The following is an 11,898-nucleotide window of genomic DNA, read 5'->3' on the forward strand; positions in this document are numbered from 1 at the left end:
TTTTATATCCAATTACTCAATATATTTTTCTGACATCACTATTTTCAGATTTTAAGCCAATGTATTCAAATTATGCCAGTTCTATCCATAGGATATCTTCTGAAATTCTTTTTCCGCCAACTCATACAAACAATGATTCAGATGGTAATGGTCCAAAAATTGATAAATATTAACCGATTCAATCACATCAAAATAGCTAATATAATCAACAATATAGTCATGCATTTCCTGTTTATTAATAGTGACTTTGATTTCATCCTCAAATATTTCAGTAATTGCTTGGTGCATTTCCGAATATTCTTTGCTGATAATTGAATAAGCTAATTCAAAAGGTGCATCTGTCGTATCAACAAAGACATTAAAATATTCATAACTTCCGCCATTAGCTTCAAATATCTCCCAGAGAAGAAGAATCGCTTCATGGTTTGCTCTTACCTCTTGCGGATTTATTGCGTCGAAGTATTCTCCACGATGATTGTCTTTATTAAGAATATGGATCAGTTCATGAGCGACTTCAAAAGGAGAAGCATCCTTGAAATTATAAACCATTATTTTGTTATCCACATTAACCACCGCAGCTATTGGAAAAGTATCTACTGCAAAAATCTCAAAGCCACATTTTTCAATTTCTTTGAGGAGATAGTCTAAAAGCTCCTGTCTGCCCATAGAAAACCTCCTTATTTATCCTTATCTTCCAAACGTTTCCCAAGAGCAAGTTTCATGGCATTTTTTATTTCATCAGTCAAAGGTTTGCCGTCAAATGAAACCCATTTATCCCAATCAACTTTGCTATCATCTACTAAATCAGCCAGATCAACAGTTTGGTTTTGTTCTCCATTTTTCAAAGCAACAATTTTTGTACTTTCTTTTTCTTGCTCTTTTTTTTCATTTTTAGCAAAACTAAGAACTTTTTCCTGCCGTATATCATTTAGAGACTTGCTGACTTCCACTATTTCGGCCACAGTTGAAGTTTGTTCTTGCTTACTTTGCCAATCCTCTAAAGAGTAGCCTTTTTTATATGAAGGATCAATATCAGATTTTAATATTCCTAAGCTATCAGAAATTTTTTGAAGATTACCCGCATTAGGTCTCGTGACTCCTTTTATATAGCCGGATAATGTTGTTGGAGGAATTCCAGCTTTTCTAGCAAATTCAGCTTGCGAAACTCCTTTTTCTTTTATTTTTTGTCTAATATTATTAGAAATAAGTTTTTTTAATTCCTCTTCTTGAGGTGTTAAAGTTCCTCTTCCCATTATTTCATCACTTTCTTGAAATTTATTCTACCGTTATTATAACGAATTAAACAGTATAAATCAATGGAATTTAATATAATATATGTAATTTTTCTTGACATACTGTTTAAACAGTATTATAATAAATCCAAGAATTAGATGATAGAGATCATAAATAATCGTCTTTTTTAGTAAATTATTTATTTATATCTGTATTAGCAAAGTTTAAAGGCATTAAAGTTGAGAAAAAATAAATAGGGGTGAGTCGGTGTATCAGAAACATTATCACCAATAATTTACCAATATTTATAGATTTTTTAATAATACACTAATTATACAGTATTTTTATTAAAATCTTAGAAAGAAAGAGGAGAATATCAATAATACGAGATGGACTAGTGTCAAACAGTATGGTCATAATCAATTTACTTCTGGAGGCGAATAGAGTTTGCCAGAATAGGAAGTTGCCCTATAGTTAAGAAAAATAAAAGGGGTTTATAAAATTGAGCTTCCATGATAAGGGATGGTATCAAAAAGGTATCTAGCGCGTGTAACACTTGAAAAATAGGAATTTGAATAAGGAACTGATACAGAATTAAATTACTTTTAGAACATAGTAACAAAAATGATTAAGGAGGGGACAATGGTAGATCCGCTTGATGAGTTGATGAGTGATTATATAACTGGAATGTTGGAGGTGAAAATCAATTATATAAAAAAAACGAATACATCTATAAAGAATGAGCACATGCTTGAAAGTAATCGAGATTATCAAAAAAAATGTGTTCAAAAGGAGGTCTTAGATGGGATGATGGCTTCAATAGAGAACTTACTGATTAAACAGATTATTATTGCCCGTTTTAAATACCACTTAACTTGGGTAAACGTGGGCAAGCGTGTTTGTGTTGAAGAAAGTACTGCTCGAAAGCAATATGTAAAATTTAAAAAAGAGCTTAGGAAAAATTTAACTACCCCACTCAATGAGGAATAATTTCCCATAATTTTCCCGTTTTTTTCCGCTTTTTCATGTCATAATGAACCTATTAAAAAGAAAGGATTAAGTAAATTACTTAATTTAGAGGTAAAGCAAATGGCTGATGAAATGGTACTAGAGACCCAACAATGGTTGAATAATAACTATGGGAATGTTCCGGGTTTTGAGAAAGTAAAAGAAGACGGTAAAACTGGGTGGCCAACTATTTATGCCCTCATTCGTGCGTTGCAACATGAGCTTGGTATCACAGAACTCTCAGACAACTTTGGGACTGATACATCTAATCGATTTGATTCAAAAATCGTGCCAAAATTGGAAATTGGCTATAAATCAAATGTTGTACGTTTGATTCAATATGCCTTTTGGTGTAAAGGAATTAGTCCAGTAGAATCTGGTGGAGAGTTTACAGAATATACTCTAAAAGCCATCAAGGAATTACAAAGTGACGCAGGATTTCCTAACGGTGATGGGAAGTTCACTTCTAAATGGGCTAAAGCTCTTTTTGACATGAGTGCCTTTGTACTCGTTTCTGGAGGTGATAAAACAGTACGAACCATGCAACAATGGTTGAACGTCAATTATAATATCTATTTTGGAATTTTGCCTTGTGATGGTATTTATCAGCGTGCAACCAATACTGCTTTAATTTATGCCTTGCAATCTGAAGAAGGACTTCCACCGGAATCGGAAGCAACAGAAGGGCAACCCTTTGCGAATGGAAATTATGGTAATACAACAACCCAGTTAACTCCTACGTTACAAGTCGGAGATTCTGGAGGATTTGTAGAGATTTTGCAATATGGCTTGTATGTTAATGGTTTCTATAAAAAAGGTCCTTTTAATGGGAACTTTACAGACAAGTTAGCCACAGAAATTTCCAAATTTGCATCATTTATGGAATATGATTCGCGTAATGCTTTAGCAGGTATTGCGGATATTACAACCTTTAAAGGATTGCTCATTAGCTCGGGAGATACAAATCGTACTGCGATTGGCGCCGATACTTCGACGCAGCTAACTCCAGCACAAGTAAAGACCTTAGTAGATAATGGAGTAAAATATGTTGGCCGTTATTTGACAGGTTCAGTTGGTTCGGGCTCAGATGAAAGAAATAAATATTTAACTTCGGAAGAAATTGATAATATTTTAGGTTCTGGACTTTCAATATTTCCTATTTATCAAGACAACTATCCTGAAGTGAAATACTTCAATAAAGAACAAGGAACTAGTGATGCTATTGCAGCAGCTAAAGCAGCAATTAAATTAGGCGTACCTTATGGAACGATTATTTACTTTGCGGTTGATGTCGATGTAGAAGATGGAGATATTGCCGGTACAGTCATTCCTTACTTTGAAGGTGTATTTGGTACTTTGACAGGTTCTGGATTCCGCGTAGGTGTCTATGGAACACGAAATGTATGTCAACGTGTAATAGACCAAAAGACAGCTGTCTATGCCTTTGTTTCTGATATGTCTACTGGCTATAGTGGTAATTTGGGATTTGCCATGCCTCAAGATTGGGCGTTTGATCAATTCTTTGAATATACTGTTGGCTCGGGTGAAGGTGCAGTAGGAATTGACCAGGTTGGCGTCTCCCAAGTTGATTTAGGCATGCAATATGTTTATAAAAACACCTCAAAATATCCAGATTGGTTCTTCCAAAAGTTAGCGGCTATTGGAATCATCTGGCCAATGCTTTCGGAAGTGATTAAAGCTACGATTGAATTAGAACAAGATGCTTATTTCGATGCAGAACCTTTCCATATTTATACTGAATTGAGTGAGAAGTTATCAATCGGTGAGGGCGATAATGAAACAAGTTTTAACATTTCAAAAGGTGAAATCAGTAATTCTTTTTATGAACAACTAAAGGATTTCGGAGATGCACTCTCACTTTCAGGTGATGATGCTAAAACTGAACTTTATCATAAATTAGGAGAAATCGTTGAAGGTGGTGTCTTCCAAATTACTCCAGCTCCTTTTAAGGAAAAGAAAAAGGCAATGTTGGACTAGAAGTCAAAATTGACTTTGAAGGTGAAAAAGAGGGTAAAACTGGAGAAGTTGAACTTACAATTGACGTTTATATGAATAAAAAGACGATTGATGACTCTGGTGATGATGACGAAAAAGATGCCTATGACAAATTGGAGAAAATCACTAACGCAAAAGATAGTGAAGTAAAATCTAAAAGTGCTCAAAATGCATTTTATGCTCAATTCTTTTCTGGCTTTGTTGAAGAGACTTCTTCAAAAGTAGGAGCGGCTGTGCTTGCAGCAATAGCACTCGCTCTATTGATAAAATTTGGTCCAATCGTTATTGGTTTAATATTTGTTTAAAAAAAAGCTCAGCGATAGGCTGAGCTTTTTTATAAAAATTTCATTAATAAAATTATGAGTAAGATTACTACTAACCAAATTCCAATTTTCCTTTTCCATAATAAGCCTAAAATCTCTTTACGTGAATGAAAGGCAAGCAAATTACCGTCGTGTTCCATCAAAAAATAGTTTCTTTTTTCCAATTTATAAATTTTATCATTAATTGAAATCGTATCATCGTTGTTGATTTCTACGTCAATTGAGTCTGATGAACGATTATTTACTGTAATTTTATAATCCTTTAGAGGATAAAATTTCAAAGATTTTCTTTCCTGTACAGTCATGAGCCATCTTCCGTTCCAAAATTTTTTACATTTATTATAACCTATTTATAAAACTAATACAAACAAACATAAAATGATGCTTAAACAAAGCAGGGCGGTATTACTACTATTTTTCCCAAAAGTTTCCCGTTTTTTTCCGCTTTTTCTTGGCATAATAAAGTCATCAAAAAATAAAGAGGTTTATTAAACCCAGATAGAGGAGACATGAATAATATTTTGAAAGACCCGTTAACAACTTTTTTATTTGTAATTAATCATTGGAGTACTATTCTTATATTCTTTGGAATTCTTAGTGGACTAGCAAAATATTTTTTAGGCTCTATTCATAAAGATGTGAAGCAAATGAGAATGAATGTCAAGCGACTTGAATTGATTCGTGCGATTGATCATCAATATAGTTTAGAAGTAGTTTGCCAAATTTATGATGAGTATATCAGTTTAGGCGGAAATAGTTATGCGGAAGAAATTTTTGAAAAATATAAAAAGGAGCAGCTCGATGAACAATAATGGACCGGATATAGGAACAATCACAAGAACAGTTATATTAATCCTGGCTTTAATCAATCAAATTTTGACGACACTAGGATATTCACCTTTGCCAATTCATGATTCACAAGTACAAGATTTGATCTCAATCAGTATCACAATCATTGTGTCGTTAATAACCTGGTGGAAGAATAATAGTTTTACTCATTCCGCAAAAATTGGAGATGAAGCGATGAAAGCGTCAAAAACAAAAAATGATAAATAGTCGTTTGATAAATATTATAAATTTAACGAAAGGAGGTGAGGCCAATGATTGTATATAAAACCTAAAAGAATTGGATAAATAGATGTTTGTAATTAAAAAAGGAGAATAAAAATGGATATTGATGCAGCAATTAATGCACTAAAAAAGAAAATAGGGAAAAGCACCTATTCTATGGAAGGTTCGCGCGACTTTTCTGATGGAACTTGTGATTGTTCAGGTGCTGTCTATTATGGACTACGAAAAGCTGGATGCTCTGATTTTGGATACATTCCGAGTACCGAAACATTGCATGAATATTTAGTTCAAAATGGTATTACGCTAAAAGCTGAAAATGAACCCTTCAATATGGAAAAAGGCGATATTATTATTTGGGGGAAACAAGGACAGTCTGCTGGAGAAAATGGCCATACTGGTATTTGTATTGATAATCAAAATTGGATTGAATGTACCGCTTGGCATGACTTAGGAGAGACGATTCAAAATCATGATAAACGTTGGGTAATGGCAGGAAAACCATTCTTTTATGTCTACCACTATACGGGTAGAACACCAGGAATTAATCCTAATGTAACTTATGGATTGCATGTTAAAGGAGGCGATTGGTTATCTCCAGTTGTTAACTTTAATCCGGTAAATAGTGATGGATACGCTGGCTTACCTAATCATGAACATGATATGCTCTATGCGCGTGTTGACCACGGAGCTCTAAAATATCGAGTTCATACGATTGAAGCGGGATGGCTAGATTGGGTTACGAGCGGTAATCCTAACGATCCAGTCAATGGATGTGCAGGAATGTTTGGACAAACTATTGATGGCGTACAAATGGTTTATCTGACCCCTTCAGGTGAATATTATAGAAATGCCTATTATCGTTCACAAACGACTAAACGAGCAGATTGGTTACCGGAAGTTGCGGATGATTCTGACTTTGCCGGAATTTTTGGGGAGCCTCTGGACCGACTACAAGCAGCGGTAAATATTAGAGATCCCTTTGGCGAACAATAAATGAAATCTGATATATTTAATATTTGAAATAATTATTTATGTTTTAATAAAATATATAACTCCACTATATGCAGCACACAATGTCTATAAAGTGGAGTTTTTTTGTTTCTTGACAAATAATAAAGGAATGGTTATACTTAATTTGTTTTACTTAGGATTACCTTTATGAAAAAAATAATAGGAATAAATGAAAATGAAGAACAAAAAAATTATCCCATTACTGATTGTCAGCATTTTTATCTTAGGGGGCTGTGCTAACAGTCAATCTGATATGGATAAAAGTAATCATAAATGGAGTCAAAAAGATAAGACACCCTCAGAAGAACTCGCAAAAAGTGTTCTGACTTCTTCAATAAAAGAACAATTAAAAACAGATAACATAAAATTTGATCACGGTTCATTTATCGTTAATAATAATAACAATGATTTAGCAATTATTAATGTTGTAGACCCATACGCTAAGAATGAAATAGATATTCAAGGGCGTCCTTATTTGGGTGAAGCAGTTCTCCCAAAATCTATTCAAAATAATGAAAAGGATAATAAAGATGAAAAAGTGATTCCTCAATTTGGTTGGGGACAAAAATCTAACTTGAAAGGCTTCTATAAAAAAGCTTATACTAAAGGTTTTTTGCTAAATAGCAAACTAATAGGTGGCGTTAAAGATTTCAATGATAGCGGGTCAAATATGGAAAATATATTTACTCAAACGGTTTGGGCGAGTGAAGCTAATGATTCAAGTTCCAAGGGACAAAAATATTTTGAAAATATGATTCATAAAGTTCAAGATAAGAATATGATCATCAAGTATAGAGTGAAAGCACTCTATGATGGAAGTAACCTTGTCCCATCAGGAACTGAAATAGAAGCAAAATCTGATGATTTTTCACTCGAGATACATGTTTTTATTCCAAATGTTCAACCAAATCTTAAAGTAGATTATAAAACAGGTCAGGTCACTGAAGTCAAATAATTATAAGAATAAATTATAAAATAAAAGCCTGACATTAGTCAGGTTTTTATTATTTTTTATCAAACTAGATAACAGAAGTATTCTCAACTATTAGTTACCGAAGTCAGTTCTTTCCATTTGAATATGTTGAATACCAGCTTCTTCAAAGATTTGTCCTACCTCATTAAAGCCGTGTTTGCTATATAAACCTTTGGCAGAAAGTTGTGCATGAAGTTCTAATTTATTTAATTTGCTTTCTTTAGCAAACTCAATCAGACGATTGATTAGAAGAGTTGCATAACCATGACCTCTTGCTTCTTTTAAAATTGCCATTCGTTGAATTAGCGCTTTTTTTTCATCCAAATCAGCAAGCAAACGAACGGTACCTTTGGCAAGACCATCGTCATAAAGAACGAAATGAACAGAAGAGGCCTCTTCAAGAGCGTTTCCAACTTCAAGTTCATAAGGAACGCCTTGTTCTTTGACAAAAACTTGATTACGAATCCGTAAAGCATCAAAATAAATATCAGACATAGTATCACGAGTTACTCTAATTTCCATAATTTCTCCTAAAGATTAGTTTGCTTAAAAGCCTTGGATTTATTATAATATAAATAGTCTAAAAATAGCAGAAATAAGTTATTTAAAATAACAATTATTCAATCATTTATTTTAAGAAAGACAAAAATATATTAAATAAAGGAAATTTATGTTCAAAAATAGTAAATTATTCTTCTGGACAGTGGAAATATTAGCCGTTACTTTGTTAATCTTTCTCTTGTCTCAGATTGATTTTGTATTTCAACCCATTAAAACATTGTTGACGCTCTTATTTGTCCCATTTATTATTGCAGGTTTTTTATATTATGTTTTTAATCCTGTTGTTACTTTCATGGAAGAGAAGTTAAGAATAAAAAAGGTATTAGGAATTTTTATTGTTCTTTTATTAATCTTAGGAATGATTATTTTTGCAATTGCCTCAGTCATTCCAAGCTTAATTTCACAGTTGACAAGTCTAATTAATGCAACTGGGAAAGCTTATCCACAAGTTAGGGCTTGGATTGAAGGGCTTCAACATAATCCACGATTCGCTCAAATCTACGACCAACTTGATGTTAATAGTCTTGTTGAGAAATTAAATCTTTCGTATACTGATATTTTGCACAATTTGCTTAATAGTATCACGGTTAGTGTTGGAAGTATCGTTGGTATCATTACAAGCATTGTTATGGTAATGATTTTGGTACCAATCTTACTTTACTATATGCTTAAAGATGGTGAAAAGATTATTCCGTTTTTGAAGGAAAATGTTTTGACCGAAGATAGATTGAATATCTTTGAACTTCTTGAAAATATGAATCATACGATTTCACGTTATATTTCAGGAGTTGCGCTTGATGCCTTGCTTGTCTTTATTGTCGTCTTTATTGGTTACATGGTTCTTGGAATTCCTTATGCCTTTCTTTTCGCACTCTTTGCTGGAGTAACAAATCTCATTCCTTATGCGGGTCCATATATTGGTGTTTTACCGATGATAGTAACGGTGGCCTTTAATCGACCAGTAACAGCACTTATTGCCGTTATCTATGTCCTTGTTTTGCAACAGCTTGATGGAAATCTGGTTTATCCTAAAATTGTGGGGTCAGCTGTTAAAGTTCATCCAGTAACCGTTATGATTCTCATGTTAATTTCTGGAAGTTTGTATGGAATTTTAGGAATGATTATCGCTGTTCCTGCTTATTGCTTAGTCAAAGAGATTGTTAAATTTGCCAATAGCCTTTATAATAATCATAAAGCCGAACAAAGAAAAATTATTTCAAGATGAGAACAAAAATATGATATAATGATTCTATCTAAATTGTTAACTCTCATTTTCATTAAATTTGAGTTGGCAAAGTTTTGAGTGTTAAAAATAAACACTATAATATTTTTCTCAAGGAGCACTAATGTCAAACCCTGATCCCGAGAGTGTATCGATACTCTTGCAGATTCTTTTACTTATTTTTTTAACAGCTTTAAATGCCTTCTTTTCAGCCAGTGAGATGGCCATGGTCAGTCTCAGCCGGACGAAAGTAGAACAAAAGGCTAGCGAAGGTGATAAGAAATATATCAACCTTGTTAATATCCTTAATCAACCAAGTAATTTCCTCTCAACGATTCAAATTGGGATTACTTTGATTAATATTTTAGCGGGGGCTAGTTTGGCCGAAGCCTTATCTTCACGTTTAGCTCCACTGTTAGGTGGAACAGCTCTAGCTAAAACTTTGGCTCAAATTATTGTTTTAGCTGTCTTAACCTATGTCTCTCTCGTATTTGGTGAACTTTATCCGAAGCGAATTGCCCAAAACCTTAAAGAAAAACTGGCCCTAAGAGTCGCACCACCTATCCAATTTTTGGGAAAAGTGATGAAACCTTTCGTTTGGTTCTTGGCAAGTTCAACAAATTTCTTAAGCCGATTGACTCCAATGAAATTTGATGATTTGGATGAAGGGATGACTCGAGATGAAATTGAGTATTTGCTTAATACAAATGATGAAGCACTTGACGCTAATGAGCGTGAAATGATTACTGGGGTGTTCAGCTTAGACGAGTTGGTTGCGCGTGAAATCATGGTTCCAAGAACGGATGCTTTCATGATTGATATTAATGATGATTCACGTGAAAATATTACCGCTATTCTAAGTGAAACTTATTCACGGGTACCAGTTTATGATGATGATAAAGATAATATTCTGGGAATTTTACATGTGAAAAAACTTTTAAGATATTCTTTTGACCATGGTTTTGATGATATTGACTTACGAGAAATTCTTCAAGAACCTTTGTTTGTTCCTGAAACAATCTTTGTTGATGACTTAATGCGTCAAATGCGTAAAACTCAGAATCAAATGGCTGTATTATTAAACGAATATGGTGGTGTTGAAGGCGTAGTTACCTTAGAAGATTTACTAGAAGAAATCGTTGGTGAAATTGATGACGAAACCGATATTGCTGAAGAAGAAGTCTTCAAAATCGGTGAAAATCTCTATGTTGTCCAAGGGAAAATGACTTTGAATGACTTCAATGAAGAATTTGATACACATCTTGAAAGCAATGACGTTGATACAATTGCAGGTTATTTCTTAGCGACAACTGGTAAAATTCCAGCCAAAGGACAACAAATTGTCTGCAAAGTAGATAATGATGAAGATCATTTTTCACTGACAAGTTTAGAAGTCTCTGGAAAACGTGTGGTTAAACTTCGTGTTGAATTTGATGTCGAACCAGAAGAAACAGAAATTTAAAAAAATTACTGACAGAAATTCTGTCAGTTTTTTTATAGAATAAAACTGATAATTATTTAGATAAGCCCTTACATCTAGGTGCTGACAAGAAATAATTTACTAAAATTTTTTACTGACAGAGCCCTTATCTGTAACTTTTACTGACAGAATTTGATTTGATAAAATCAATGAATTGCGGTATGATAGGGGTGTGAAATAGTGTTTTGAATTGGAGAAGATGATGTCAGAGAATATAGATGAACTTAAAAAAGTTACTGGCCTGATTCATTCAACTGAATCTTTTGGTTCTGTTGATGGCCCTGGGGTCCGTTTTATTATTTTCATGCAAGGCTGTCGGATGCGTTGCAAATATTGTCACAACCCTGATACTTGGGCATTAAAGTCAGATAAAGCGACAGAGCGTACCGTAGAAGATGTCATGGATGAGGCACTTCGTTTTAGAGGTTTTTGGGGAGAGAAAGGTGGAATTACCGTTTCTGGTGGTGAGGCGCTCCTTCAAATTGACTTTGTATTAGCTCTTTTCAAATATGCAAAATCTCTCGGTATTCATACAACACTTGATACAGCGGCTCAACCATATTTGACTGATAAATATGTAACCGAAAAAATTGATGAGTTACTAGATTATACCGACTTAGTATTATTAGACATTAAAGAAATAAATCCAGAACGACACAAAGAATTGACAGCTAATAAAAACGATAATATTTTAGCTTTTGCACAGTATTTATCAGACCGTGGTAATGCAATGTGGGTTCGTCACGTTCTTGTTCCTGGTGAAAGTGATTTTGATGAAGATTTAGTTCAATTAGGTGAATTTGTAAAAACTTTAAAAAATGTCTTGAAATTTGAAATTTTACCCTACCATACAATGGGTGAATTTAAATGGCGTGAATTAGGTTGGAAATATCCGCTTGAAGGTGTGAAACCTCCAACAAAAGATCGTGTTCATAATGCTAAAGAAATCATGAATACAGAATCTTATCAAGATTACTTAGAACGTATAAGATAAAAAATA

At 33.6% G+C, this 11,898-nt stretch carries 14 protein-coding genes; 10 read left to right on the top strand and 4 right to left on the bottom strand.

What is annotated here, in order from left to right; translation table 11 throughout:
- Nucleotides 1–81: 81 nt before the first annotated feature.
- Both PYW37_RS02915 and PYW37_RS02920 read right to left on the bottom strand, forming a co-directional pair.
- Nucleotides 82–666, bottom strand: a complete 585-nt coding sequence (locus tag PYW37_RS02915) for a hypothetical protein (protein ID WP_023189068.1) — start codon at nucleotides 664–666, stop codon at nucleotides 82–84.
- An 11-nt stretch (nucleotides 667–677) separates the two neighbouring features.
- Nucleotides 678–1,253 (bottom strand): helix-turn-helix domain-containing protein, encoded by a 576-nt coding sequence (locus PYW37_RS02920; protein ID WP_023189067.1) that lies wholly within the window; start codon nucleotides 1,251–1,253, stop codon nucleotides 678–680.
- 622 nt (nucleotides 1,254–1,875) lie between these two features.
- Here PYW37_RS02920 and PYW37_RS02925 point away from each other — a divergent pair.
- The 3 genes from PYW37_RS02925 to PYW37_RS02935 all read left to right on the top strand — a co-directional run bounded on the left by PYW37_RS02925 (nucleotide 1,876) and on the right by PYW37_RS02935 (nucleotide 4,562).
- Nucleotides 1,876–2,223, top strand: coding sequence for a DUF722 domain-containing protein (locus tag PYW37_RS02925; RefSeq protein WP_023189066.1), 348 nt, complete (start codon nucleotides 1,876–1,878; stop codon nucleotides 2,221–2,223).
- A 99-nt stretch (nucleotides 2,224–2,322) separates the two neighbouring features.
- Entirely contained in the window at nucleotides 2,323–4,239 is a 1,917-nt protein-coding gene (locus PYW37_RS02930; protein ID WP_052484082.1) for a glycoside hydrolase domain-containing protein, read from the top strand.
- A gap of 71 nt (nucleotides 4,240–4,310) precedes the next feature.
- The gene (locus PYW37_RS02935) at nucleotides 4,311–4,562 is read left to right on the top strand and encodes a hypothetical protein (RefSeq protein WP_032943638.1); all 252 of its coding nucleotides are present in this window, start codon (nucleotides 4,311–4,313) and stop codon (nucleotides 4,560–4,562) included.
- A 29-nt stretch (nucleotides 4,563–4,591) separates the two neighbouring features.
- Here the strand turns inward: PYW37_RS02935 and PYW37_RS02940 are convergent, their stop codons facing one another.
- Complete coding sequence (locus PYW37_RS02940) at nucleotides 4,592–4,885, bottom strand: hypothetical protein (RefSeq protein WP_025017162.1); 294 nt, start codon at nucleotides 4,883–4,885, stop codon at nucleotides 4,592–4,594.
- A 204-nt stretch (nucleotides 4,886–5,089) separates the two neighbouring features.
- Here PYW37_RS02940 and PYW37_RS02945 point away from each other — a divergent pair, with 204 nt between their 5' ends.
- From PYW37_RS02945 to PYW37_RS02960, 4 genes are all read left to right on the top strand, one after another.
- Nucleotides 5,090–5,392 carry a hypothetical protein gene (locus tag PYW37_RS02945; RefSeq protein ID WP_025017161.1) on the top strand — a complete coding sequence of 101 codons (303 nt, stop codon included), beginning with the start codon at nucleotides 5,090–5,092 and terminating at the stop codon, nucleotides 5,390–5,392.
- Nucleotides 5,382–5,636, top strand: a complete 255-nt coding sequence (locus PYW37_RS02950) for a phage holin (RefSeq protein ID WP_023189062.1) — start codon at nucleotides 5,382–5,384, stop codon at nucleotides 5,634–5,636. Before PYW37_RS02945 ends, PYW37_RS02950 begins: the two co-directional genes overlap by 11 nt.
- A 111-nt stretch (nucleotides 5,637–5,747) precedes the next feature.
- Nucleotides 5,748–6,644 (top strand): peptidoglycan amidohydrolase family protein, encoded by an 897-nt coding sequence (locus PYW37_RS02955; RefSeq protein ID WP_032943636.1) that lies wholly within the window; start codon nucleotides 5,748–5,750, stop codon nucleotides 6,642–6,644.
- Between the two features lie 193 nt (nucleotides 6,645–6,837).
- Nucleotides 6,838–7,617, top strand: a complete 780-nt coding sequence (locus PYW37_RS02960) for a DNA/RNA non-specific endonuclease (RefSeq protein WP_050428201.1) — start codon at nucleotides 6,838–6,840, stop codon at nucleotides 7,615–7,617.
- Nucleotides 7,618–7,707: 90 nt separating this feature from the next.
- Here PYW37_RS02960 and PYW37_RS02965 read toward each other — a convergent pair whose 3' ends face one another.
- Nucleotides 7,708–8,157 carry a GNAT family N-acetyltransferase gene (locus PYW37_RS02965; RefSeq protein WP_025017176.1) on the bottom strand — a complete coding sequence of 150 codons (450 nt, stop codon included), beginning with the start codon at nucleotides 8,155–8,157 and terminating at the stop codon, nucleotides 7,708–7,710.
- Nucleotides 8,158–8,305: 148 nt separating this feature from the next.
- Between PYW37_RS02965 and PYW37_RS02970 the strand changes: the two genes are divergently transcribed.
- The 3 genes from PYW37_RS02970 (at nucleotide 8,306) to pflA (ending at nucleotide 11,892) form a co-directional block, all read left to right on the top strand.
- Entirely contained in the window at nucleotides 8,306–9,421 is a 1,116-nt protein-coding gene (locus PYW37_RS02970; RefSeq protein ID WP_023189057.1) for an AI-2E family transporter, read from the top strand.
- 121 nt (nucleotides 9,422–9,542) lie between these two features.
- The gene (locus PYW37_RS02975) at nucleotides 9,543–10,880 is read left to right on the top strand and encodes a hemolysin family protein (RefSeq protein ID WP_021722264.1); all 1,338 of its coding nucleotides are present in this window, start codon (nucleotides 9,543–9,545) and stop codon (nucleotides 10,878–10,880) included.
- A 217-nt stretch (nucleotides 10,881–11,097) separates the two neighbouring features.
- Nucleotides 11,098–11,892 (top strand): pyruvate formate-lyase-activating protein, encoded by a 795-nt coding sequence (gene pflA / locus PYW37_RS02980; RefSeq protein WP_003130318.1) that lies wholly within the window; start codon nucleotides 11,098–11,100, stop codon nucleotides 11,890–11,892.
- The last annotated feature ends 6 nt before the right edge of the window (nucleotides 11,893–11,898 follow it).

The organism is Lactococcus lactis, assembly GCF_029023865.1.
Taxonomy (GTDB): domain Bacteria; phylum Bacillota; class Bacilli; order Lactobacillales; family Streptococcaceae; genus Lactococcus; species Lactococcus lactis.

Coding starts and splice junctions, on each gene's coding strand:
- PYW37_RS02925 (WP_023189066.1), top strand. CDS start 1,876: ATGGTAGATCCGCTTGATGAGTTGATGAGTGATTATATAACTGGAATG.
- PYW37_RS02920 (WP_023189067.1), bottom strand. CDS start 1,253: ATGGGAAGAGGAACTTTAACACCTCAAGAAGAGGAATTAAAAAAACTT.
- pflA (WP_003130318.1), top strand. CDS start 11,098: ATGATGTCAGAGAATATAGATGAACTTAAAAAAGTTACTGGCCTGATT.
- PYW37_RS02950 (WP_023189062.1), top strand. CDS start 5,382: ATGAACAATAATGGACCGGATATAGGAACAATCACAAGAACAGTTATA.
- PYW37_RS02915 (WP_023189068.1), bottom strand. CDS start 666: ATGGGCAGACAGGAGCTTTTAGACTATCTCCTCAAAGAAATTGAAAAA.
- PYW37_RS02935 (WP_032943638.1), top strand. CDS start 4,311: ATGAATAAAAAGACGATTGATGACTCTGGTGATGATGACGAAAAAGAT.
- PYW37_RS02930 (WP_052484082.1), top strand. CDS start 2,323: ATGGCTGATGAAATGGTACTAGAGACCCAACAATGGTTGAATAATAAC.
- PYW37_RS02940 (WP_025017162.1), bottom strand. CDS start 4,885: ATGACTGTACAGGAAAGAAAATCTTTGAAATTTTATCCTCTAAAGGAT.
- PYW37_RS02955 (WP_032943636.1), top strand. CDS start 5,748: ATGGATATTGATGCAGCAATTAATGCACTAAAAAAGAAAATAGGGAAA.
- PYW37_RS02960 (WP_050428201.1), top strand. CDS start 6,838: ATGAAGAACAAAAAAATTATCCCATTACTGATTGTCAGCATTTTTATC.
- PYW37_RS02945 (WP_025017161.1), top strand. CDS start 5,090: ATGAATAATATTTTGAAAGACCCGTTAACAACTTTTTTATTTGTAATT.
- PYW37_RS02970 (WP_023189057.1), top strand. CDS start 8,306: ATGTTCAAAAATAGTAAATTATTCTTCTGGACAGTGGAAATATTAGCC.
- PYW37_RS02965 (WP_025017176.1), bottom strand. CDS start 8,157: ATGGAAATTAGAGTAACTCGTGATACTATGTCTGATATTTATTTTGAT.
- PYW37_RS02975 (WP_021722264.1), top strand. CDS start 9,543: ATGTCAAACCCTGATCCCGAGAGTGTATCGATACTCTTGCAGATTCTT.